Source organism: Anaerolineales bacterium, from assembly GCA_015075725.1.
Lineage (GTDB): Bacteria > Chloroflexota > Anaerolineae > Anaerolineales > Villigracilaceae > Villigracilis.
Window position 1 is genome coordinate 1,637,152 of record JABTTV010000001.1, and the last position, 24,522, is coordinate 1,661,673.

Below are 24,522 nucleotides of genomic sequence, written 5' to 3' on the forward strand. Positions count from 1 at the left end.
TTGAGCAAGATCAATATTAAACGTGACTGTCACCTCCGAGGTGACAGTCACTTTGCATTTATTGAAACGTGATCTCCTCCACGCGCCAGTTCTCTTCGCCCATCAGCTTCTTCAAGCGCTCGAGCAGTTCGGGGCAGATGCGCGTGGTGTCGTTGGGGAAATCGATCAGGTGTCCCTTGCCGTTCTCGAAGATCTGGAAGGTGAACTTGTCGCGCCCGTGATACGAGATCAGCGTGCCGTACAGTGTCTTGATGCGGCGTTTGTCGCGCTCCCTGTCGCCGGTGGGGCGCAGCAGGACGGTGATCTGCCGGGGCGGATGTTCCTTGTCCTTGTTCTCTTTGGCAAGCGGGATGTACAGCGATGGAATGACCGGCTCGTCGCGGTCTTCAGTCTGACTCAACGCTTCGAGTTGACTCATCGCCTCAGCCGCGCGAGTCGCAAGCGGAGGAGTCACCTCTTCATCCTTCTTGAAATTCGGCGCGGGCTTGGCGGCAATTGCGGCATCATCGAACGACGGCTGCCATTCCACGTCCCAGCCGGGGGGGAAGTTATCGGGCGGGGGCGGGGAATCATCGGGGATTTCGTAAGAAGAGGATTCTTCGGCAACATTGTAGGTCACGCTTGCAGCGTCCCCTTTGGGGAAAGCGTGACCTGTGTTCGGGGTTGAATTCTGTTTGGGCGTTGTAGCAGGCTTGCCCTGAGCGTTGTCGAAGGGCTTGGGCGCGGAACGATCCGGGCGGCGGGGAGATTGCGATTCGCTCCGCGCGAGGAGGGGCTTGGGAGTCGAATCCGCTTTGGGGGTTGATTCGTCCGCCGCTGTCGTCACTTTGATCTCGGTCTTGATCGTATCGACCAGAATCTTGGGCGGCGTGTTGGTCTGGTCCACTTTGCCTTCGACGATGATGATCTGCCCGGAGGAAAGCTGCGCGTGGTATTGCTCCCAGGTGCGGGTGAAGAGCAGGAGTTCGATGCTGCCCTGGATGTCCTCGATGGTGACGAAGCCCATGGGTTTGCCCGCTTTGGTCGTATACGGGCGGATGTTGGTGATGAGACCGGCAACGCGGACCTTTTCTTCGTGTTGCGCTTCGGAGAGTTGACCGGAGAAATAACTGACGATCTGCGCGAGCGCTGCCTGGTATTCGTTGAGCGGGTGGTCGGAGATGTACAGCCCGATCAGTTCGCGCTCCCAGTTGAGCATTTCGCGTTTGTCCACGTCTCTCACTTCGGGGAGGTGGATCTCATCCACAACGCCGGAGTCCGCACCGAAGAGACTCAACTGTCCGGCGTCAGCGGCGCGGAAGTGATTGCCGGAGATGGCGACGATGCGGTCGAGCGATGCAAGCAGTGAGGCGCGGTTGCCGAAGGCGTCGAGCGCGCCGACTTTGATGAGACATTCGAGCGCGCGTTTGCCCACGGTGCGCAGGTCCACGCGGCGGGCGAAGTCGTTGAGGTCTTTGAATTTTCCGTTCGCGATGCGTTCGTCGATGATGGGTTGGATGGCATTCTGCCCGACGTTCTTGATCGCGCCCAAACCGAAGCGGATGTGGGGTTTTTTGCTGCTGCTCTTTTCGCCGTCCCCGGCGAAAGCGTTGCCCGTTGAGTCCTCGCCGCCGGGAGCAGAGTCTATATCTTCGATATCGAAATCCCACATCGACGAGTTGATATCGGGGCGCAGGACGGGCACGCCCATCGTGCGCGCATCGGCGACGTAGAAGGCGACCTTCTCCACCTGCCCTGCCGAGGCGGACATGAGCGCGGTCATGTATTCGGCGGGGTAATGCGATTTGAGAAACGCGGTCTGGACGGCGATCACGCCGTAATCGGCGGCGTGAGATTTGTTGAATCCGTAACGCGCGAATTCCTCCCAATCCGTGTAGATCGCGTTGGCAGTGGATTGGTCCATGCCTTTTTCGATGGCGCCTTTCACGAACTTGGCGCGGTGTTTGTCGATGTCTTCCTTTTTCTTCTTCGAGATCGCTTTGCGAAGTTCATCCGATTCAGAGGGCGTGTACCCTGCGAGTTCGACGGCGGCGCGCATCAGTTGTTCCTGATAGACGGGGATGCCGTAGGTATCGCTGAAGATCGGCTCCATGGCAGGATGGCGATACTTCACTTCAGCCTGCCCATGCATGCGCGCGATGTAATCGGGGATGAAGGCCATCGGTCCCGGGCGGTAGAGCGCGACCATTGCGATGATGTTCTCGAGCGTCTTCGGCTTCATCTGCACGAGGTAGCGGGTCATGCCGCCACCCTCGATCTGGAACAAGCCTGCCGTCTGCCCGCTGCCCATCAATTCGAATGACTTTGGATCGTCGAGCGGGATGTTGTTGAGGTCGTATTTGATGCCGTGACGTTTGTAGATCAAGTCGCAGGCGCGCGCCATGACGGTGAGCGTGATGAGACCGAGGAAATCCACTTTCAGCATGCCGAGCGAATCGAGCACGCCCATTTCGAACTGCGTGACGGATTTGATCGGCGTCTCTTCCGAGTTGGAGGTAGGTCTGTGAAGCGGCAGGTATTCCAGGATCGGCTTGTCGGAAATGACCACGCCCGCCGCGTGAGTGCCTGCATTGCGGACCGTCCCTTCCATTCTTGCGGCGATGTCGATCACTTCGTGCATCTTCGGGTCGCTGTCGTAAATTTGTTTGAACTCGCGGACTTCGAACGCATCGTCCATGGTCGAACCGCCGGCCGCGAACGGGACGAGTTTTGCAACGCGGTCCACTTCGGGCAGGGGGATCTCCATCACACGCGCCACATCGCGGATGGCGGCTTTCGCTCCCATCGTGCCGAAGGTGATGATCTGCGCCACTTTATCGTCGCCGTATTTGCGCGCGCAATATTCGAGCACTTCGTGCCGCCGGTCATCGCGGAAGTCGAGGTCGATGTCGGGCATCGAGATGCGCCCCGGGTTCAGGAAACGTTCGAAGATCAGCGTATGCTGAAGCGGGTCCACCAGCGTGATCTCGAGCGTATACGCGATGATCGACCCGGCTGCCGAACCGCGCGCGTTGTACCAGATCCCATTCTCGCGGGCGAAACGGCACAAGTCCCAGACGATGAGGAAGTAGGCGTTGAATCCCATGCTGTTGACGACGCTTAACTCATAGTCCAGCCTCGTGCGGACGCTTGAGCTGGTCGCGTCGTCCCCGTAGCGTTTCTTCGCCCCAGCCTCGCACAACGAACGCAAGTACGTTTCCGGCGTGTATCCTTCCGGGACGGGAAAATCAGGCAGGTGATATCCTTTGAAGCCGAGGTCCACGTTACAGCGTTCTGCGATCAATAAAGTATTGGATAACGATTCGGGGACTTCGGCGAAGAGTCGGCTCATCTCGGCGGGCGAGCGCAGGAAGTAGGAGTCGTCGGTCATCTTCATGCGTTCGGGGTCGCTCAGCACCGTCTGCGTTTGCATGGCGAGCAGAATGTCCTGGAGTCTCGAGTCGCTTTGGTTGATGTAATGCACGTCGTTGGTGGCGACATAACGGGCGGAATAGCGCGCCCCGAGCTCCAGCAGTTTCTTGTTCAGGTCGAGGATTTCGGGGATGTTGTGTTGTTGCAGTTCGACGAAGAAGCGGTCGGGACCGAAGACGTCGTAATACCAGTTCCATTTTTTGACCGCTTCTTCGGGTTTTTCGTTCAACAGCGCGCGTGGAATTTCAGCGGACATGCATCCCGAAGTGCAGATCAGGCCTTCGGAGTGTGCGGCGAGGAAGTCGTGGTCGATGCGCGGATAATAATAGAAGCCGTCCAGCTGGGAGGCGGAGGCGATCTTCAATAGGTTGCGATAACCGGTTTCGTTCTCGGCAAGCAGGAGCAAATGAAAGGATTGACGGTCGAGTTTGGAATCCTTGTCCCTCATGCCGCGCGCCGCCATGTATGCTTCCAACCCGATGATGGGCTTGACCCCCGTTTCGTTCGCTGCCTTGTAAAAATCGATCACGCCGAACATCGTGCCGTGGTCCGTGATGGCGACGGCGGGCATGTCCATTTCCTTCACGCGCTGGACCAGCTTCTCGATGTTCGAGAAGCCGTCGAGCAGGGAATATTCGGTATGGACGTGGAGGTGGGCAAAGGACATTTCAATTACCAGTGATCAATTTTCAGCGGCGGGGTCATTATAGCACGCATGTTCAGGTTATGACCCGGAATGCGTCTTAAAGAATCAGGATATGCAGGTGGTAAATTGAATTTCAGGGTCCCGCTGTGCCGTGCAAACGATAGACCGGTTTGTCCTTGATGATCGCCTCAAGGTAATAGTTCTCTTCAATGAATTGCAGCACTTCGTCCAGGTTATGGGGCGGGTTGGCCGGGTAGATGCCGCCGATCTTTTGTTCTTCGCGCCGCGCCGGGTCGAGTGAGGGAATCGTGAGCCGCTGCATGTCCACGACGAGGACGGGCGTATTGTTCTTCAAATCTTCGAGGAAATCGTCATTGAGCCGGTCTGAGATCTCCGAATCCACGAGGATGGGGTAGAACAGGTTGGACATGGGCGCATCCCTGCGTGCCATGAAGTTTTCACCAGGATGGGTCGCCCAAAATAGAACGGTCTCGCCGGGATTGGTGTGGTTTTCCACGTAAATGGAAATGGGGGAGCGTAACTCCCTATCGGGTGAGTTGAAAAACCGGTCGAGGGCTTTGGCGTATTTGGAGGCGCTTCCGGAAAGTGCAAAGAGGGCGAGAGCAACAAAGATGGAAGAAAGAAGAGGAAAGAAGGATGGCTGGGCAGGCTGGTTTTTTTTGGGGGGAGGGAATTTTTCCTGAACGGTGAGGAAGGCAAATGCGCTGAGCAGGGCGATGAACGGCAGCCAATTAATGAAGTAATGACCATAACTGCGTCTGGCGAGGTCGCTGACGAAAATGGCGATTGGCGTCCCGATGATCATGACCATGAAGAGAAGGAAGTGCGGGCTTTTGAAGATTTTCCCGATTTGCAAGAGGAGGAGGACGTAGCCGACCAGCCCGATCCAGGCGGCAAGATTGAGATAATCGAACCCGACCTGCAAGGGAGAGTAGGAGGAGAATTTCGTCGCGCCATAGGTCAGGTTGTAGATGAAGGATGCTTCGATCATCTCCTGGAGGACTCCCAAATGCGCAAAATATGCGAATGAGATGGCAAGCGGGAGGAGAATCCCCAGCGTGACCCACAACACGGCGGACGAGAAGGTTTTCCACTCACGCTTGACCAATAATGAAGCGCCAAGGAAGAGAATGACCAAGGCCTCGACGACGGCGTTGTTCGGGCGGAAGAGAAAGCTGATGGATGAGAACAAACCCAGGGCGAAGTAAAAGAGGCGGCGCCCGGGATATTGAATCAATTGAAGGAAGAGGATCAGCGCGAGGAAGTGGAGTACCATTGGGTATTCTTCCGTGAAATTGCCCCCCTCCAGGACGAAGTTCAAACCCCAGAGCCAGGTGAAGATGCCGAAGATTGCGGATCCGGTTCCCCAAAGGTTCTTCAACAAATGATAAGAGGCGGCGATGGCGGAGAAAAGAAACCCGAACTCGACAAGCCAGATGCCCCAGCGCATCCCGCGGCCGAGGCGCAGGGCGAGGGCGTTAAGATAGAAAATGCCCGGTGGTTTGCTGTCCCAAAGGTCGTGGTAGGGCAGGTGTCCTTTTACGATCTGTTTGCCGATGTAGATGAAGGCGCCGCTGTCGCGGCCCGGATATTCGGTGCCGGGGTTGGCTTGAGCGAGGACGGTCAGGGCAAGTATGGTGAAAAGGGCGATCAGCAGGATAAAATCCCATGGTTGTCTGGTTCTCTTGGGGGAAAACGGGTTCATGAGTTCGGAGATTATAACATTCGGGTTTAATGCGACCGCAATCTTGAATTGGACATTTACGCGATAAAATAATTTACGAAAAGGTTCCGCCCTCGTAGGATAGGAATTGCACGACATGTCTTCCATCCCCATCAGCAAGACCAAGATCATCCTCCCGCGCCGGCGCGCTGAACTGCTCAGCCGCAAGAGGCTTCTGGACTTATTGTTTGACGCGCTGGATAAGAAACTGACCCTTTTATCCGCGCCTGCCGGGTATGGGAAAACATCGCTGCTTGTGGACTTTGCCCACCAGAGCGACCTGCCCTGCTGCTGGCTGGCTTTGGATGACCTGGACCGCGATCCGCAGCAGTTCGGGTCGTATTTCATCGCCGCCCTGTCGGAGCGTTTCCCAGCATTTGGCAGCCAGTCGAAAAGCGTGCTGGAGTCCATGAACTCCTTCGAGCAGGAAATGGAACGCCTGCTCGTCACCCTGGTCAACGAACTTTACGAACAGGTCAAGGAACATTTTGTTTTCATCCTTGACGATTTCCATCTTTTGGACGACGTCTCCTCCATCAATGAGTTCGTCAATCGTTTCATCCAGCTGGTGGATGATAACTGTCATCTCGTGATTTCGTCGCGCAGGCTGGCGACGCTTGAAGACATGCCTCATTTCGTTGCGCGCGATCAGGTGAGCGGTTTGAGTTTCTCTGACCTTGTTTTCAAGCCGGAGGAACTTCAGGCATTGGCGCTTCAGAACAGCGGCGCGCAAATGACCGACGAGGAAGCCACACGCCTGATCGAAGAATCAGAGGGCTGGATCACGGGTCTTCAGTTCTCCGATTCGGATGTTCTGCGCAGCGGTTCGAAGCCCTCTCCATTCGGGAGCAAGGCAAACCTGTTTGAATATTTTGGACATCAGGTCCTGGATCGTCAGACTCCCGAACTGCGGCTGTTCGTCCTGCGCACCTCATTGATGGAGGAATTCGACGCCGCCCTGTGCGACAGGGTTCTTTCACCGCTCTATCCTGAACCGCAGGATTGGCAGTTCTGGATCAAGACCGTATCACAGAATAACCTGTTCGTCCTGCCCGTCGGTGAAGATGGACGGTGGCTGCGCTACCATCATTTGTTCCGCGAATTCATCTGCGAACAATTCGAACGCGAACGCCCGGAGGAAGTCCCCGCGATTTTATCGCATCTTCAACTGGCGTATGAAGCCATGGGCGAGTGGAGCAGGGCGCATCAAATCTGCCGCCGAAAAAATGACCTTGACGCCTTGGCTGGGATGATCGAACGGGCGAGTCTGTCCATGCTGCAAAGCGCCCACCTGACATTGGAATCCTGGCTGAGCGAACTGCCGCCCTCTCTGCTGCGGAAAAGACCGGGCTTGCTTTCCATTCGTGGGGCGATCGCATACACAAAGGGAGATTTGCAGGAAGGCCTGGACCTGCTTTTACAATCGGAAAGGTTATTCCGCGAACAAGGGGAATCGCATGGATTGATTGTGGCGTTGATTCGGCGCGGCTCGGCGTATCGCTTTCTGGGGGATTACGAAGCTTCCCTGCGCGATGCGGAGGAAGTGATCACCCTGACCGAAGCGAAGGACGAATGGCAGATGCTCCATGCCGATGCCCTGCGGCTGAAGGGATTGGCGTATTATCGCCTGGGCAAGGCTGATCAGGCTGTTTCAATCCTTGAGCGCGCCCTGGAATTATGCCGCTTGTATGATAAAGCCAATGTGCCGCTCTTATACTTGGAAACCGGCATGGCGTATCGCGCCATCGGGAATCTTACCGATGCATTAAACGCCTATGAACAAGCCTTGCAGATCTGGCGCAGGGAAGGAAAGGTGTACCAGCAAGCCAGTTTGTTGAACAACCTCGGCTTTTTTTACCAATACCAGGGCGAGTATGAAAAAGCGGCTTCTGCCTATGAAGAAGGACTACTATGCGCCCAACGCATTCGGGATGACCGTCTTACCGCCCTGATTTCAATCGGTTTTGGGGATCTCTACGCTGAGTTGGAGGATTTTGAAATTGCCAATCTGAATTATGAGAATGCGGCTTTGATCCTTAATGGCATGGATAACCGATTCTTGATTCACTTCCTAGGACTTTCCCGAGCTCATCTGGCATTCATGCAGCGGGATGCTGCGCTTACCAGGCGAGCCATCGAAGAGATAGCCGACTCGATCCGCTCGGGCAATTCCAATTTTGAGAATGCGCTGCTGGATTTAGTTTACGGACGATTCCATTTGCTGACCAAAGATGCAACCCAATCTGAGAGGGAGTTTTCCAACGCCGGGAAACGTTTTCAGGATGAAGGCAGGGTCGCTGAAGAGGCGATATCCCGCATCTGGCTTGCTGCCGCTTATCATCAGGAAGGCGCGGCTGAATCTGCGCTACAAACCTTGAGTATGATCTCTGCAAATCGCGGGAAAATCCCTCACCCCGCCCTGGTTGCCGCTCATCAGGCAAAAGACTGGCTGAAGGACCTGCCGCCCAACCTGGTCAGCGGGCGCAATTTGCGTGACTTGTTTGCCCAGGCAGATCGGCTTGGAAAGACCATCCCCTCCACCCGTCGACAATTGCGGCGACAGGTGCGGGCGATCTCAGTACCAACCTCCCGCCTCGTGATCGAGGCGTTTGGCAGGGTTTCCGTCAGCATCAATGGTAAACCCCTGACCCTGTCTGACTGGCAAACCCAATCGGTCCGGGATTTGTTTTTTTACTTCTTATCGGAAACCAAACCACTAACCAAGGAACAGGTTATCGAAGTGCTTTGGCGGGATGAAGATGAGCCCGCCAAATTGAAACTCCGCTTCAAGAACGATCTCTACCGCCTGCGCCGCGCCGTTGGGCAGGATGTGATTCAATTCGTGGATAATCACTATGTATTCAATCGCGGACTTGATTATGAATACGATGTCGAGGCGTTCGAATCCTTTGTTGCGCGCGCAAAATCATCGAGCGACCCTGTCGAAAAAATGGGTTTTTACCGCAGGGCGGTTGGGTTGGTGCAGGGACCTTATCTAAATGAAAATTATGCAGAATGGGTGGCTCCGGACCGCGAACGCCTGCGACAGGCGTATATCGAAGCGCTAATAAATCTGGCAGACCTGCAGATCGCCCAGGCTCAAGCCCAAGTTGCGGTCATGACCTGTCAACGCGTCATTGAAGCAGACCCCGGCAATGAGACCGCGTATCAGCTTTGGATACAAGCCTGCAGCCGTCTGGGCGATCGGGCTGGGATGACGCGCGTCTATCAGGATTACAGCGCGGCAATGAAGCGGCTTTTTCAGTTATCCCCATCCAAAGAGACGGAAGAAATCTACCGGCGATCCATGCGGTGACTGCACAATCACGCCCCACAACCCACACCTTTAAAAACAGCCCGGACGGGCTGTTTTTATTATCTTTCTAAAACATGTTTTGAAGCCTGTTTTGAAGCCTGTCAGAGGGTATATTCGCCACAATCAAATTCAAAAAAAGGAAAATATCATGAAAAACACACTTAACCACCTCGTTTTGTCCGCTTCCAAGATCAACCGCCAGCACATTCAGATGGTCTTTGTCCTCGTATCCCTCGCCATGCTCGTTCTCGGTTTGGGCGCACCGGAAGACGGCGGCGGAACCAGCCGATAGTGATCCTGCTCATTGCCGTTCTGGCTGGCTTTACAACCGGAATGGTCGTGATGTGGGCACGTCGCCAGTCCTATCGTCCTCCCGATCTTCAATACCTTTGGCTGGTATTCCTCGCCTACCTGCCGCAATTCGCCATCATATATATCCCGGGAATCCGCCAGCAGGTTTCGGATCTGTGGGCTGCCATCCTTCTAACGGCATCGCAGTTCCTCCTGCTGGGGTTCGCCTGGCTCAACCGAAAATTGCCCGGGATGTTGATCCTGCTCATTGGGGCGGCGCTCAACTTCGCGGTCATGACGGCGAACGGCGGTTTCATGCCAATAAGCCCACAGACAGCCAGCCGTATTTTTACCCGGGAAGAATTGAACGAAATTTCGCTCGGGGAGCGGATCGGGATAAAAGACATCCTCCTCGAACCGCAAGACACCCGCTTCGAGATTCTAGCGGATCGTTTCCTGTCCCCGGCCTGGTCCACATATCAGGTGGCTTTCAGCCTGGGTGACGTATTTCTGGCAGCCGGCGTGTTCTGGCTGCTTGCCCGTGTGCCGGGAAAAGACACTTTACCGGAAAGGATTTTGACATGATCACTTCGTTTGCATATAAACCCCAGTTACAAATTAAAGTCGCGCCCATGACCGCTTCAAAGGGACTCAGTCGTGTATTCGCAGCCGCCGTGGTTAACAACCAATTCCGCAACCTGCTCCTTGAAAATCCGCGAGAGGCGTTGGTAAAAGGTTATCTCGGCGAGACCTTTTCCCTCACCCCTGAAGAAAGCGACCTGATCGCCTCGATCCGGGCGGATTCCCTCTCCGACCTCGCAAAACAGGTATGTGGTTCAATGTCCATCGGCGATTGAATTGATGCAGGCTGGCATTGATTCGCTCCCGCACATGACCGATTTTGAAAATTTGGAAACCACCATGAAGGCGGGTTTCCATGTCTCGGTTCTGCCCGTCCATTTGACCGCACCCGAGGAGGGATTAAAAGACCTGCTCCAAATGGCTGACGATCTCCTGTTCGTCCTCGACGAAACCGGGCGGATCGTCAATTGCAAGGCGCGCGCGGGTTCGATCCTGCACAACTTCCATGTTCGGAAGGGGTTATTCATTCGCGACATCCTTCCCGATACCATCAAGCGAAAACTTGAAATCGCCACAGAACAATTCAACCAATCGAAGCGTTTTACGCTTTTCGAAAGCATGCTCACCCTTCCGCCCAGCGGGATTAATTGGTATGAATTCCGCCTCATTCCCGCCCTCGAAAATCAGGTCGTGTTGTTCGTCTGGAACGTAAAAGGCTACCGGGATGCATCCCGGACGGTTCCGAATCTGCCGGTCTCCACAGAAAAAACGCTCGAAGGCTGGTCGCGTTCACTCTACCTGCGCGACTTTGAAACCGAGGATCACACCAAGCGCGTAACCGAAATGACCCTGAAGCTTGCCAGGCGGCTCGGTCTGCCGGAAACGGAAATGGCGAACATCCGGCGCGGCGCGCAAGTCCACGACATCGGGAAGATCGCCATTCCGGATGCGATCTTATTGAAAACCGGGGAACTCACGAAAGGGGAATGGGATTTGATGCGGCGTCATCCCATGCTCGCCGTGGAATTTCTCAAGTCGATTCCGGATATCGAACCGGCGCTCTTCATCCCGCGTTATCATCATGAGAAATGGGATGGCTCCGGCTACCCCGATCATCTTGCCGGGGAGGAAATTCCGCTTGCTGCGCGCATCTTTGCCTTTGCGGATGTATTCGATGCCCTGACCTCGGATCGTCCCTACCGGCGCGCCTGGTCGAAGGAGTTTGCCCTGGAATACATTCAGAAGGAATCGGGCAGGCATTTCGACCCGCGCCTGGCGCACGATTTTATTCAAATGCTGCACGGCTCATAACGTTGTCTTACAACGCGCCGAGATGGAGGGGAACCCGGCGCTTTTGTCATTATGGATCCTTTTTTCAGGCTGTCAATATCTCGTGGATTTATTGTCCGGTCCGGGCTGGAAGATCAAGCGGCATCCCGCCTGCGGGGGCAGTACAAATGCCTATGCCGAAATCATTGATAATCGCGCACAGAATGTTTACAATCTAAAAGCGAACTTGTCTTAAGACCAGCGCATCCGCCGCTCGAGGGGAACCAGATGCGACTTGGGGATTATTGGGGCGCGCGCCAGTGAATTCACTGGCGCGCTTTTTTTATCCCATTACTCCTGCCAGGAAATACGAATGATCGTCCCAGAGCCGGGTTTGGATGAGATCTCCAACTTCGCTCCGATCAGGTTGGCGCGTTCCATCATGCCTGCCAGCCCGAAGTGACGCCCGGACAGCAGGGCATGAAAATCGGGATTGCTCCCGAAGGGAAGGCCAATGCCATCGTCCTTGATGGTCAAGTCCACGCGCCGGGGCGAAACGACCCCTGAGATGGAAAGTGTTTTGGCATGGGCGTGGCGCAGGACGTTTTGGCAAGCTTCCCGGACGATGAAGAATATATGCGTCTCTATGTTTTCCGGGGATTTTTCTTCGCCGGCTTGCACGTTCAGGGCGATATCGAGGTTCTCATTCTTATCCCTGATGTCTTCGACGAGTTCGGTCAAGGCAAACGGCAGACCCTGGTCGAGCAGCGGCGGGCGAAGGTTGCCGATGATCTCGCGCAGGCGCAGCTTGAGTCTTTCGTAGTCGGAGAGAAATTCGGGCGGAAGGGTGTTTGCATCCAGCCGCTTGTACATATCTGCAAGCAGATTCAATATGCTGTCGTGCAGGTCACGCGCGAGACTTTTGCGTTCGCGTTCGGTGCGTTCGATGTCGGTTTGATACAGGCTGCGCAATTGTTCTTCCTGAAGGATATTGCTCAGGGCGATGGCGGTCTGGTCCGCGAGGGATTGCAGGATGGGAATTTCGACCTGGGGGTAGAGGTCGTCCGGGTCGCGCCTGCCGAGCAGCCAAAAGCCGAGGGTCTTGTCACCCACTTTGAGCGGAAGGATGAGGCGCAGCCAGCCCTCATCCGGAGGAAGGTTTGGGATGTAACGCCCGGCTTTTTGAGTCAGAACGTCGACGTCGAACGATTCGATCGGGACCTCTTTGGCGAGGAGGACGTCCAGGGTTTTATCCTGTGCCTGGAGGAATGCGTATTGACGGACGAGGAGACTGGGAAAGACTTCGTTTTCGAGCAGGGTAAGCAGACTGGGAAGGTTGTCGCTGACCGCAATACGGCTTGAGTAGGTCTCTGGCAGATTTTGATAGGGGAGTGTGATGCCAAAAAAACGCTGGTTTACGAATGTCTGGAAACGGGTCAGATACGCTGCAGTCAAAATGATGGCAAGGATGGAGATACCTGCGGCGAGAATCGCCCATGTTTCCGGGGAGGGTTCAAATTGGACGGCGATCAGGATGGCGATAATAACAATCAAGCCGAGCAAAATCAGGAAAGCATACGTGGAGACAATGCGGTTTACGCGGGTTTCCATCCCGCCCAATTGGCGGCGATGGATTATATAAAAATATGCCAGCGGCATGAAGGGAAGGAACAGGAAGGATATCAGTCCTTCTCGAACCGCCAAGCCGGAGGCGAAGAATATGGTCAGAAAGATCGCGGGCAGGAAAGCGAGGGCGAATGACAAAGAAAGAAGCCGGATGGTTCTGCGTTCCTGGGGCTGGAATATGTAATGGGCGATGAGCAGGAGGAAACTGCCCCCAATTGCGATCAGAAATGCCATCTGGAAAAGACCACGCGGGATGATATGAAAAAATTCACCGGCTGCGCCAAACAGCGCAATGACGTACAGGACGCTCCACGCTTTTCCCGAGCTTCTAAACGGATATGGGAATATCCAATGCAGGTGCAGGTAGACGGGCATCATAAGCCACGACGATGCATGAAGCAGGGTTGAACTTTCCCAAAGGTGCGAGGAAGAAAGGCTGCCGGATGCCAGCCATAAGGCAGTGAGGTAATTTGCGGCGATGAACAGCGTGCGGCGCGTATCGCGCGGTCGAATCGATAAATGGGCGGCCAATCCGGCCAGCCAGAAGACAAACGCCAAAGGCCAAACATTAAATATCCTGCTCTTGAATTCCGCGGAGCTGAAACCCGGATATTGCCATAGGACGGACACAGATTCGGCGTTCCGTTCCGCACGGATTTCGGTCTTGTCTCCCCGCTCCAGCCCTGCAAAAAGGACAACCCTTCTATCTGATTTGTAATCTTCCCATGTGACGGAACCAACCTGGAGAATTCGATCTCCTTCATGAAGCAAATCGGTATCTATAAACAAAGCCGATATGCGGCCGGTCGAGGGGTCGATATACATTCCCGGATAGGGCGCAACAAAAAGGATCCCGATTGTGTACGCTGTCAGGATCAACAATACCGCCAAAGAGGCGGATCGTTCCATGGCTTGTCCGATATTCCGAAAGCTCTTATCCATCTCGATCAAAGAATTATGGGCGGCAAGTATACGAAAATTGAAAGGAGGTGGTCCGATTATAGTATAGGAAACTGGGTTTTCGAGATCGAAATGTCTTTCGCCCAAATCAAACAAAAGGAGAAATGTGTCATGAAAAACATGCAGGGTTTTTACGTTCGCGGTTCGAGGAACTCCGTCCGCATGTCTGCAAACAAGCCTCGGCATTGGAGGAGGCGCAGAAAATCCTCATCGAATGCGGTGCGGTCAGTTTTTGCGTCCATGAATTGTTGGAAAGATACGATCAGGCGCAGAGATTGATGTCCGCTCTTAAAATCGAACGACGCCATGTGCTCGAAAAGGTCTTTGAGGATGTTAGCCGGCCTGCCTTTCGCCTGCTCGAAGAAGCGGAGTCGTCGCTCTGATGCCCCCGCTTCACTCCGGAGTGATCAACCCCAATTTCCTCGCCTTCGCGATGGCGTCTGCCCGCGTCCTTGCGTTGAGTTTGAGGTATGCGCCCGAAAGCAGGGTGCGAAATGCCGAATGAGTGATACTCATCTTTTTGGCAAGGACGACGCTTTTCTCGCCGGGTAACGAGGCGCACAACGATAGCGCCTCGAGCTGACGCGGACTCAACTGTTTCCCGCTGTCGCTCGACAAATGCTTGTCGTATAAAGCGCCCGCTTCCTTGCTTAAATAAACGCCGCCCTCCGCCACAGATTTGATGATATCTGGCAGGTTGTCGTTGGCTTCGCGGTCGTCCTTGAGGACATATCCGTTCGCGCCCGCCGCCATCACCTCGCGGATCAGTCCGCGTTCGGCGTGCATGCTGATGACCAGAATGTTCAAGTTGGGATGCTCTTCCAGCAATTTCGGGATGACATGCAGAATCGGGTAGGAATTGCGGTTCTCCGCCGAGGTCGGCACGGTGATGTCCAGTATCAACACATCCACTTCCCCTTTTTGTAGGACCGGTTCCATTAAATCAGCAAATCCCATCGTTGCGGCGATCTCGATCTGCGGGTCTTTGCCCAGTTTGGATAAATATCCTTCCACGGTCATCGGGTGATCGTCCAGGATCGCGACGCGTATCTTTGTTTCCATAAAGCACACTCCCACATCGACTTTCATTCAGGGTAGCAGAAAATATAGCCCGTTTCAACTGATACAGTACAAATGCCTAGACCCCCATCCATTGACCGTGTAACCGGAGTCAATACAATATATTCATAACCGATACTTGGTGAAGCGGAAATGGGTGATTCGTCCCATCTCTGCAAGGAATGACAGGGGGAGGGGAACAGGGCGCTCACCCAGCCTCTGGGCGGCTCGAATGCCAGTGGACTGGCGGAGGAGGCTGGGCGCGCCGAAGGGGAGATAATCTTAATAAAAAATGCGACTGTCAACGAAAATGACAGTCGCATTTCTGTTTGATCCTCACGCTCCCGGCACGTACTTCTGCTCCCATTCCGCGATCGCGGCGCGGATGGCGGATTTGATGTTCGCATCGGGCACATCGTCGATGGTCTCGTATTTCTTTTCGCCGATGACGACTTCGAGCCCGCCGGAGGACGCGTCTTGCAGGTGAATATCGAACTGTGCGAGCGGGGTCCCGGCGATTCGTTTTTGCAGGACGACGTCGATCTGTTTGACCATGCTTAGTAATTTAAATTCGGTTTCGGGGTCGGTCTTGGGTTTCGGCTGCGCCATGGGGAATGTGACAGAGACCGGCTTGACCGAAGGCTCGGCGGGAATCGAAACTTGCGGCGCGAATGAGGCGAGGTCGGGCTGCGGGCTTGAAGCCTGCGCGGGCATCGCTCCGCTCTCGAGCCAGGGTCGAAAGTGATTGACGAGTTCGAGCAGACGTCTTTTGCGTTCGGGGGTGAGAGGCGCGGAGAGGGGTTTGCCGTCCATCTCGATCTGCACACGTAAATTTTCCGCTTCCATGACTCTCAAGAGCGCCTTGTCATCCCCTGAGTGAGGGACATTCGCGCCCAGGGCTTTCGCTTCTTTTAATAGCTGCTCGGCTTCCGCGAATTTTTTGCGGGCTTCCTCGCGCGCATTCTCCACTTTCAAGTCCGCCGACTCGGCTTTTTTGCGCGCATCGATCGCCATGTTGAAATAGCCGAGCAGTCCGCCGACGAGAAACACAAGCAAGCCCATTCCCCAGAGAAAAAGGGTGGGAACGGTCACGGTGGCAAAATTGATCTGCATGTCATTTCCTTTCGAGCGGCTGGCAGTTCGGGCAGATATGCGTGCCGCGCTGACCGACCGTTAATTTCTGAATCTTCGCTCCGCAAGTAAAACAGGGCTCGCCTTCGCGGTCGTAGACGCGGAAATGGTTCTGGTACTCGCCGCCGCGATAGACCCAGTCGATGCTCGCGCCATTCCTGCGGATGCCTTCCTTTAACACGGATCGGATCGCCTCATGCAGCGCCTGAGCCTGTTTCAGCGTCACGGAGTTGGACGACCTGAGTGGATGCAGCTTCGCCAAATGCAGGGACTCGTCCGCATAGATGTTGCCGACTCCGGCAAGGAAAGTCTGGTCGAGCAGGAGCGGTTTCAACTGGCGGTTTCGCTTGCGCAAGTTTTCAAACAACCACTGCGGTGTGAATTCCTTGCCGAGCGGCTCGGGTCCGAGTTTGCCAAGCACGGATTCGGGTTTGTCTGTCAGCCAGACGCGCCCAAACTTGCGCGTATCGTTGAAGGCGAGGTGACTCTCTTCTCCGCGTTTTCCGCTCAGGGTGAGGATGAGGCGGTCGTGTTTTTCCGGTTTGATTTTACCTTTTCTTATCACAATATCCCCGCTCATGCGCAAATGTATCAGGATACTGTAAGTTTCCAGCCTAAGGATGAGGTATTTTGCCCGGCGCGTGACCCCAAAAATTCGCTGGCCTTTCACCTGATCTTTGAATTTTTTCGCGGAAGGGAAGGCGATCGTCCGCGCCCAGCGCACGTCGGCAGAAATGATGGTCCGCCCGGCGACGAGCGGCTCGATGGAACGGGCAATGGTTTCGACTTCGGGGAGTTCGGGCATGGCTAGGTTTCAAGCTTCAGGTTTCAAGTTGAAGGTTCAACCTGAAACCTTTCAACCTTCAACCTGCCAACCGGATTTATTCGTTGAACATCTCCCCAACCGAGCGCCCTTCATGCGCGCGCTTGATGACCTCGCCCAACAACGAAGCCACCGAGAGGACGGTCAGTTTGCCTTCGAGCATTTTTATTTTCTCGGGGGAGATCGGAGCCGTGTCGGTGGTGATGATGCGCTTGATGGGCAGGGAGGCGAGGCGTTCCGCGCCGTTCGCGGAAAGGATGGCATGCACGAAGATCAGATATACATCCCGCGCGCCGTTCTTTTTCACCACATCCACCGCCTGCGCAATCGAGCCGCCGGTATCCACTTCGTCGTCCACGATGATGACGTCGCGGTCTTTCACTTCGCCGATCAGGGTCAGCGCTTCGGCTTTTGCTTCGTTGCCCTGCCTGCGCTTTTCGATGAAGGCGATCGGCATGTCCATGTCGGCCGCATAATTGCGCCCCTTTTTGGCGAAACCGAGATCGACGGATACGACAACGGGATCTTTCATGCTGGCGCGCAGGTTCTGGTTGATGTGATGAATCAACATGTGCGAAGCGGTCAACACATCGCCGGGGATCGAGAAGAATCCCTGGATCTGCCCGGCGTGCGGGTCGAGGGTCATGTAACGATCCGCGCCGGCGACTTCGATCATGTCCGCCACAAGGCGTGCGGTGATGGGAACGCGCGGCTGGTCTTTCTTATCGGAGCGTCCGTAACACAGATAGGGCACCACGGCCGTGATGCGCGCCGCCGAATCCAGTTTCAAGGTCTGGATCATGATGAGCAGTTCCATCAGGTTGCGATGCACCGGCGAGGACGTGGTCTGGATGACGTACACATCCTGTCCGCGCACGCTCCCGCTCAGTTTGATGAAAAGATTTTCGTTCGGGAACTCGATCACTTCGCGCCCGCTCAGGGGCATGTCGAGGTACTCTGCGATCTTTTTCGCCAGCTCCGGCGACCCTGTGCCGCCGAACAGTTTTATGCCGCCGTACACCTTCAGATCGTGATGAACGTGATGCATGACCCTTACTTCTCCTTCTTGCGAGTGTCCCATTCCGAACGCAGGACGCTCATGAACAGGACATCCTCGTATTTTCCGTGTTTGTAGACAGCCTGACGCTGCCGCCCCTCCAGAACGAACCCGGCTTTTTCGTAGGAACGCACCGCGCGCACGTTATCTTCATAGACCCGCAAAAAGATGCGGTTCAGGTTCAACGTCTCGAAACCGTGTTGAAGCAGCAGGATCATCGCTTCCGCCCCGTAGCCTTTGTCCCATTCGCTTTTCTCGCCGATGATGATTCCCAATTCGGCGCTGCGATTTGCCAGCGAAATGCCGAACACGCCGCAGTTGCCGATCAATTTCCAGTTCCTTCCCTTGCGGACCTCGATGGCGAGCGGTTTTTCATCCGGGTCGCTCTTCGACATCCTGTCGAACCAATTTTCTTCATCCTGCATCGAAAGCGGCAGATACATCGCCAGTCCGCGCGTCACTTCGGGGTCGTTCACCCACTTGTGAAATTTCGCCACGTCTTCACGCTCGATCGCGCGCAGGCGGATTCGTTTCCCATAAATGATGCTCATGACTGCCTTCCATTCATCAAGGAAGCTGCCGCTTCCCACGGCGACATTTTTCTTTGGATGACCGACTCAAGCGCCTTTTCATACGCCGGTGCAGGGACATCCTCTTTGAAGCGGCTCATCAACCCGTCGCGGACCAGCGCTTCCAACTCGACCTCGAACCGGGTCCGCTCGCGGGAATCCCATTCTCCGCTGGTCCTTAAGTGACTCACATGCCGCGCAACCGCGTCCGCCAGTTCAGGGATACCCGTGCCTTCGGTCGAGATCGTCCGCAGGATCGGGGGGATCCACATCTTTGTGTTTTCGTTCTTTTTCGGCGCTGTGACTCGCATATACGCGCCATGATGTTTGAAAACCCTTTCGGTCGGATGTGCCAGTTCAAGCATGGTCTTCAGCGCCTTCTCTGTATTCTCGACGCCGGGACGGTCCGCTTTGTTGATGACCAGGATGTCGGCGATCTCCAATATACCAGCCTTGATGGCTTGTATGTCATCGCCAAGCCCGGGCGCTTCCACGACGAGGGTCGTGTGAGCGAGACCGGCGATATCCACTTCGCTTTGACCCGCGCCGACGGTTTCGACAATGATGATGTCGAACCCGGCCGCATCGAAGACCTGGACAAGGTTCGCGGTCGCCTGCGCCAGTCCGCCCAGCGAGCCGCGCGAAGCCATCGAACGGATGAAAACATTCGGGTCGCCGGAAAGGTCGCGCATGCGGACCCTATCCCCAAGCACCGCTCCGCCCGTGAATGGGCTGGACGGATCGACGGCAATGATCGCGATGCGCTTCTCCTCCGTCCTGCGGTAGTGCAAAGCCAGTTGATTCACCAGCGAGGATTTGCCTGTGCCCGGCGCGCCGGTCACACCGATGAGATGCGCTTTGCCGGTGTGCGGAAATAATTCCTTCAAGGCTGCGCGCCCATCGGGCGTGTCGTTTTCAACCTGGGTCAAGAGACGCGCAAGCGCAAGGCGGTCACCGTTAAGAATGGCTTGGGCTAAGTTCATTCGTTTCCTTAAGAACAAAACACAGAGCAGGGGCTCTGTGTGGAAGTATTCAGGCTAACCCGTCACAGCCTGTTTTATATCGCGGATGATGTCTTCGGTGGATGCGCCGGGTCCGTATACACCCGCAACGCCCAATTCTTTCAGGCGGTGCAGGTCTTCATCGGGAATTATTCCGCCCAAAAAGACTTTGACGTGAGATTGCCCATTGGAACGCAGGAGTTCCATCACGCGCGGGGTCAATGCCATGTGCGCGCCAGAAAGCACCGAGAGTCCCACCACATCCACATCCTCCTGCAGAGCCGCCTCGGCGATCATTTCTGGAGTCTGCCGCAGCCCGGTGTAGATGACCTCCATCCCTGCATCGCGCAGGGCGCGCGCGATCACCTTTGCGCCGCGGTCATGCCCATCGAGGCCGGGTTTGGCCACCAACACGCGAACCTTTCGTTCGCCGGTTTTCTTTTCGGTCATTCATCCTCCGATTCAAGGTACCTCACGGCGATTATACTATGCATCACAAACGATAAATCACGCGCAGTGTCTTAAAGGAAAAGACGCGCATGAGGCGCGTCTTTTGTTGTTTATCAAATCCGTTTCAATCGCACAGGCGGTCTCCGATCACTGCAGTCTTTGCATCGTTCACCCGGCGGGATAGGAAGACCAGCCGCGAATCCGCGGTGATGCCGGGGATGTCGGCGGAAATCGTCAGGGTCTTCGCGCCGGAGTCGAAGGATGGCGAGAATTTTTCGCCTTTGGCGAACGTTTGCGCGGCTGAGTCGAATTTGCCCACCACGCCTTCGGATTTTGGAGCGGCGCCGGGAAGGATTCCGACTGACAATGCGTACTCCATGCCGAATTTATCCCCGCTCAAGGCGTTGTTGTCCACATCCACGAGGACATCGAATCCGTTGACGAAATTGGTCACATCGGAGGTCAGGTAGGCGGTCAGGTCCGGGTTCACTGATTTCATGGTCATGATTATTGTGAGGGTCTCACCGTTAAGCGATGCGGATGCTTCGATAAAATCGTACAGTTCGGGGACGGGAGTTTCATCCTCTTCATCCGGGAAGGTCCCGCCGGGGTTGCAGGCGTTTGGAACGGAAAGCCCGAGGGGAACATCAAACGCCAGTTCTGCTTCCAGCCATTGAACCGGGCAGTGTTTGACTGACGATTGAAGTCCCGGGGGCAGTTCCACCGGCTGGGAACTCGATGGATCGATCACTTCGATGCCGCCTTCGTTTCCGGCGATGCCTTCGAGCGCGAGGATCAGTTTATTATCCGGGGTCCAGCCGCAGACGCGGCCGCCGCCGCGAATCTCGGTGAGCGTTGATGTTTCGACATTGACCAATCTATCCGGCTTGGTTACTTTTTCCCCGGGGTCGGTTCCCGCCTCGGCGCGGGGATCGGAAATATATTTTATATCGATGAAGCGTCCATCGGGTGACCAGCCTACATTGCATAGATACTTCGAGTCCATGTCGTATTCGGTCAATTGGGTGACGTCTGTAAAATTGGAGCGCGCCACATAAACGATATCGTGATCCTTTTGCACATCGCGCCGGGCGACGAACGCGGCCCTGTTACCATCCGGCGAAAATGCCAGGCATTCCACCTTGTCGTTGAATTCCATGCCTGAAATTGGAATATCCTCATCTCCCGAGTCGTCGGCAAAGATCGAACGGAAATTTGTTACGAAGGTCAGCGGATGGAATGCCTTCCCCCCGGGATTCCAGGCGATCTGCCAATGCTCGTTAGCGATGGAGTCCAGCGGGATGAGCACATCGCCGTCTGCTCCGACCGCGTAGAAATTCGTCAGCTTGTAGAATGCCTTGTCGTAGCCCCAGGCTGCTCCGGCGAGTTTCGAGCCGTCTGGCGACCATTTCCAGTACACTCCGTACGTATCCGATGGGATTGGCAGGCGGATGGCGGTCTTGCTCTCCAGAAAATAAACGTAATGCTCGAAGGCGCAGCGGAAACGATTGTCGAGACCGGCGCAGATGGTCACGAGCGCCTTCGTAAAATCGCGTGTGAATTCTATGGGAATCGGTCTGGCATAACCATAGGTGTAGGACTCTGCCGATCTGTCCTCGGTGAGCAGGAGCTGTAATTCCTTCCGGCTGACGAGCACTTTTGACTCGCCAGTATCCGGGTCGATGGAGAGGATATTTTCTCCATCGTCGTATATGACCGCTCCGTTGGGGCTTGCCGCGGGGGTTGGTTGCAGTTCGGGTGGTTCGACGACGATTATGGTCGCGGCGGGAGCGGGAGCAGCTTCGGCGGGAACTTCAGTGGGGATCGGTGCGGCCGCGGGCTGACTGCCAAGGTTGCAGGAAGCAAGAATCAATGCAGAGACTACTAGAACGAAATACCCGAGCCGTTTTTCTGTCATTTCCTGTTTCTCCCGTTATTTCAAAGTTTTCGGGCATTATACTACCGCGGTGATTTCTGCTGGCGGCTTGCGACTAGGATGCTATTCAGATGAATCATATCCACTTTACTTGGTACATTTCATTTTCCTTACAAACCATCTTTTTGGTAATTATATTTTCCCCTGAAAGTCCTATAATGATAGTGCTTGAAGTAATCACCTAACTTGGAAAGAAAAAAGGAGAATCATTATGAAAAAGTTATTCTATGCCACTCTGGTCCTCGCAGCCCTGTTGGCAGTAACCGCCGGGACGGCCTTCGCCGGTTCCGCGCTGGAACTGCGGTCGGTCGGGAACAACCAAGGCGGACCGACCTTCGTCTTCCGCGTGACGGGTGAGTTCTCGGATAGCGAGCTCACCGGCTTCGTGCAGGTGCAGGGCGGGGACGACTTCCCGCTTTACTGCTCGCAGACCTCGCCAACTGAGGTCGTTTGTCACGCCTCCAAGAAAGTGGGCGGGCATGACGTGGTGGTCGGCTTCGGCGGCGCACGCTTCTGGACTTATGTAAAGGAATTCACGCCTAGATCATATTGCCTCTCGGTCTATGATTGGAATTTCCCGCCTCCTTTCACGCAATGGGAATTCCAGGGGACTAACTGCTCTGAAGAGGCTCCCTCTGCCGGTGATAGTATCGGCTTCCTCTCCCCTAATTTTGGTTTTACACCGTACACGTATTACCCCGGTGGATCCACAGAGGGCTTCGGGGGTGCAACCTGGACCCCGGCTGGTCCGGGTTATTACTATCCGTAATGATTGAAGAGTGTCCCGCCCCGCTGGTTGAGGCTGGACTATCGAAGAGCGGAAAGCCAACAAAAAGGACAGTCTCGCAAGGACTGTCCTTTTTTGCTTTATTTGGAGACAGTATGCTAATAATTCGTCGTCCGGTCGATCTGTCCCTTTTCGCGGGCAATAGAGTCACACCAGCAGAAAACCCGCCCCCAGTCCATTTGGAGGGGGATATGGGTCAATCATGACGTTCCATCCTGCCGGTTAAGTCGGTTCTGCAATTAATCCTTTGTTGAAAATCTCATAAACTGGCTATAATAGAGAAAGGCATTTGTAAACCCATTTTAGCAAAGGAGAGTGATATGAAACGGTTATTTTTTACAGCCCTGGTGCTCACCGCCCTGCTGGCAATGACCGCAGGGACAGCCTTCGCCGGTTCCGCGCTGGAACTGCGGTCGGTCGGGAACAACCAAGGCGGACCGACCTTCGTCTTCCGCGTGACGGGTGAGTTCTCGAATAGCGAGCTCACCGGCTTCGTGCAGGTGCAGGGCGGGGACGACTTCCCGCTTTACTGCTCGCAGACCTCGCCAACGGAAGTTGTTTGTCACGCCTCCAAGAAAGTGGGCGGGCATGACGTGGTGGTCGGCTTCGGCGGCGCGCGCTTTTGGACCTATGTGCCGGAGCCTGGACCTGGAAGATCATTCTGTTACCCGGTTTATGATTGGCTTGGCCTTCCTGACACCGTTAATTTATGGGTTCAATTTGAAACAGCCTGCCAGGAATCCCCCGCAAACCCATCCACCACTTATGTGACTTACAATCCATATGTTATGGCGCCAGATTGGACATATTATTACTACGATAACGCACCGGGTGCTTTCCTTGATACGATAGATCCCGGGCCTGGTTTCTATCCCTATTAACAATAAATCTTTCATGTGAAAAAGACGGCCTCGCCAAACAGCGGGGCTGTTGTTTTTACTTCAAACAATATGCTAATAATTCGTAGTCCTATCGATCAGTCCCTTTTCGCGGGCGATGGAGTCGCACCAGTGGAAGACGAACACGCTGACCGTTCCGAATAACAGGCTCAATCCTGCCAGAATGCCAAGTATTTGCAGGTTGTTGAAATTCGCCAGGGTGGGAAAGGCTTGCGCGACATTCCCTACCAATGAACGGCGCAGGAGTTCGAGCCAGTACGTCGTCGGCATGAAGTAGCCGATGGGACGCATCCACTCGGGGAGGATATCGAGCGGGAAGACGGCGCCGCTGAAGATGTACAAGGCTCCCGCCGTTGCCTCACCGATGAACCCTTCGTGGCGGGCAAGGGTGAGCGTAACTCCCGCCAGAAGCAATCCAAGCATGGCGAGCATCACCACGCCGACGATCAGGGTTGTGAAGAACAACAGCCAATCCACCTCCGCAAAGTTGATTCTCACGTTCAGGAACAAAATCCCTGCCAGAAGGGTGATGAATACCGCGATCGAGCCGGTGATGAAGCGCGCCACACCGCGCCCGAGCAGGTAAATGGGGATGTGGATCGGCGCGATGTACATGTATTTCAACGTGCGGTAATGTTCGCGGTCATCCACCACCGCCCACGAGACTCCCGTCATCACCGCGCCGACGTAGATGTAAAAGGCATTCCCCAGATAGATATATGGAAACAACGCACTGTCGTAATTTCCCTGCGAGATGATCCCGTACATGATGACCAGGATCGCCGCGCCCGAGATCGGCTTGACAATGGAATACACTGCGAAAAGAAAGGGGTCGGTCCAGTTGGACTCGATCAGCCATCCCAGCCAGGCCGCCATGCGGAACGAACGCCATGAAGTTGATGTTTGCATAAAACCTCTTTTTCCACCACGAAGGGTCACAAAGGCACACAAAGATTTAAATTCCT

General features: G+C 55.1%; 20 protein-coding genes. 8 read left to right on the plus strand and 12 right to left on the minus strand.

Annotation, left to right across the window (positions count from 1 at the left end; all coding sequences use genetic code 11):
- Nucleotides 1-58 precede the first annotated feature (58 nt).
- Nucleotides 59-4,078: a DNA polymerase III subunit alpha gene (locus HS100_07950; GenBank protein ID MBE7433835.1), complete on the minus strand. Its 4,020-nt coding sequence runs from the start codon at nt 4,076-4,078 to the stop codon at nt 59-61.
- A gap of 112 nt (nt 4,079-4,190) precedes the next feature.
- Nucleotides 4,191-5,783 carry a glycosyltransferase family 39 protein gene (locus tag HS100_07955; GenBank protein ID MBE7433836.1) on the minus strand — a complete coding sequence of 531 codons (1,593 nt, stop codon included), beginning with the start codon at nt 5,781-5,783 and terminating at the stop codon, nt 4,191-4,193.
- Nucleotides 5,784-5,898: 115 nt separating this feature from the next.
- On the opposite strand from HS100_07955, the gene HS100_07960 reads away from it, so the two are divergent.
- The 5 genes from HS100_07960 to HS100_07980 all read left to right on the plus strand — a co-directional run bounded on the left by HS100_07960 (nt 5,899) and on the right by HS100_07980 (nt 11,301).
- Nucleotides 5,899-9,117: a tetratricopeptide repeat protein gene (locus HS100_07960; protein ID MBE7433837.1), complete on the plus strand. Its 3,219-nt coding sequence runs from the start codon at nt 5,899-5,901 to the stop codon at nt 9,115-9,117.
- A 148-nt stretch (nt 9,118-9,265) separates the two neighbouring features.
- A complete protein-coding gene (locus tag HS100_07965; protein ID MBE7433838.1) occupies nt 9,266-9,409 on the plus strand; it encodes a hypothetical protein in 144 nt (47 codons plus the stop codon).
- Nucleotides 9,409-9,993: a DUF5317 domain-containing protein gene (locus HS100_07970; protein MBE7433839.1), complete on the plus strand. Its 585-nt coding sequence runs from the start codon at nt 9,409-9,411 to the stop codon at nt 9,991-9,993. The genes HS100_07965 and HS100_07970 overlap by 1 nt, the downstream gene beginning before the upstream one ends.
- A complete protein-coding gene (locus HS100_07975) occupies nt 9,990-10,265 on the plus strand; it encodes a hypothetical protein (protein MBE7433840.1) in 276 nt (91 codons plus the stop codon). The genes HS100_07970 and HS100_07975 overlap by 4 nt, the downstream gene beginning before the upstream one ends.
- 4 nt (nt 10,266-10,269) lie before the next feature.
- Nucleotides 10,270-11,301, plus strand: coding sequence for an HD-GYP domain-containing protein (locus tag HS100_07980; GenBank protein ID MBE7433841.1), 1,032 nt, complete (start codon nt 10,270-10,272; stop codon nt 11,299-11,301).
- 309 nt (nt 11,302-11,610) lie between these two features.
- On the opposite strand, the gene HS100_07985 is transcribed toward HS100_07980, so the two are convergent.
- Complete coding sequence (locus HS100_07985; protein MBE7433842.1) at nt 11,611-13,794, minus strand: hypothetical protein; 2,184 nt, start codon at nt 13,792-13,794, stop codon at nt 11,611-11,613.
- Between the two features lie 155 nt (nt 13,795-13,949).
- Here HS100_07985 and HS100_07990 point away from each other — a divergent pair, with 155 nt between their 5' ends.
- Entirely contained in the window at nt 13,950-14,228 is a 279-nt protein-coding gene (locus tag HS100_07990; GenBank protein ID MBE7433843.1) for a hypothetical protein, read from the plus strand.
- A gap of 10 nt (nt 14,229-14,238) precedes the next feature.
- Here HS100_07990 and HS100_07995 read toward each other — a convergent pair whose 3' ends face one another.
- The 8 genes from HS100_07995 to HS100_08030 all read right to left on the minus strand — a co-directional run bounded on the left by HS100_07995 (nt 14,239) and on the right by HS100_08030 (nt 21,853).
- A complete protein-coding gene (locus HS100_07995; protein ID MBE7433844.1) occupies nt 14,239-14,907 on the minus strand; it encodes a response regulator transcription factor in 669 nt (222 codons plus the stop codon).
- Nucleotides 14,908-15,240: 333 nt separating this feature from the next.
- A complete protein-coding gene (locus tag HS100_08000; protein MBE7433845.1) occupies nt 15,241-16,017 on the minus strand; it encodes a hypothetical protein in 777 nt (258 codons plus the stop codon).
- Between the two features lies 1 nt (nt 16,018).
- Complete coding sequence (gene mutM / locus HS100_08005; GenBank protein ID MBE7433846.1) at nt 16,019-16,840, minus strand: bifunctional DNA-formamidopyrimidine glycosylase/DNA-(apurinic or apyrimidinic site) lyase; 822 nt, start codon at nt 16,838-16,840, stop codon at nt 16,019-16,021.
- A gap of 76 nt (nt 16,841-16,916) precedes the next feature.
- On the minus strand, nt 16,917-17,906 hold the full coding sequence (locus tag HS100_08010; protein MBE7433847.1) for a ribose-phosphate diphosphokinase: 990 nt from the start codon (nt 17,904-17,906) through the stop codon (nt 16,917-16,919).
- A 5-nt stretch (nt 17,907-17,911) separates the two neighbouring features.
- Nucleotides 17,912-18,466, minus strand: a complete 555-nt coding sequence (locus HS100_08015) for a GNAT family N-acetyltransferase (protein ID MBE7433848.1) — start codon at nt 18,464-18,466, stop codon at nt 17,912-17,914.
- Complete coding sequence (gene meaB / locus HS100_08020) at nt 18,463-19,467, minus strand: methylmalonyl Co-A mutase-associated GTPase MeaB (GenBank protein MBE7433849.1); 1,005 nt, start codon at nt 19,465-19,467, stop codon at nt 18,463-18,465. Before meaB ends, HS100_08015 begins: the two co-directional genes overlap by 4 nt.
- A 54-nt stretch (nt 19,468-19,521) precedes the next feature.
- Nucleotides 19,522-19,935: a cobalamin B12-binding domain-containing protein gene (locus HS100_08025; GenBank protein MBE7433850.1), complete on the minus strand. Its 414-nt coding sequence runs from the start codon at nt 19,933-19,935 to the stop codon at nt 19,522-19,524.
- Nucleotides 19,936-20,059: 124 nt separating this feature from the next.
- Nucleotides 20,060-21,853 (minus strand): PD40 domain-containing protein, encoded by a 1,794-nt coding sequence (locus HS100_08030; GenBank protein MBE7433851.1) that lies wholly within the window; start codon nt 21,851-21,853, stop codon nt 20,060-20,062.
- Between the two features lie 229 nt (nt 21,854-22,082).
- Here HS100_08030 and HS100_08035 point away from each other — a divergent pair, with 229 nt between their 5' ends.
- Together HS100_08035 and HS100_08040 are read left to right on the plus strand one after the other, a co-directional pair.
- Nucleotides 22,083-22,640 (plus strand): hypothetical protein, encoded by a 558-nt coding sequence (locus HS100_08035; GenBank protein MBE7433852.1) that lies wholly within the window; start codon nt 22,083-22,085, stop codon nt 22,638-22,640.
- A 338-nt stretch (nt 22,641-22,978) separates the two neighbouring features.
- Nucleotides 22,979-23,539 (plus strand): hypothetical protein, encoded by a 561-nt coding sequence (locus HS100_08040; GenBank protein MBE7433853.1) that lies wholly within the window; start codon nt 22,979-22,981, stop codon nt 23,537-23,539.
- Between the two features lie 72 nt (nt 23,540-23,611).
- Here the strand turns inward: HS100_08040 and HS100_08045 are convergent, their stop codons facing one another.
- Nucleotides 23,612-24,466, minus strand: a complete 855-nt coding sequence (locus HS100_08045) for an ABC transporter permease (GenBank protein ID MBE7433854.1) — start codon at nt 24,464-24,466, stop codon at nt 23,612-23,614.
- Nucleotides 24,467-24,522: the final 56 nt, after the last annotated feature.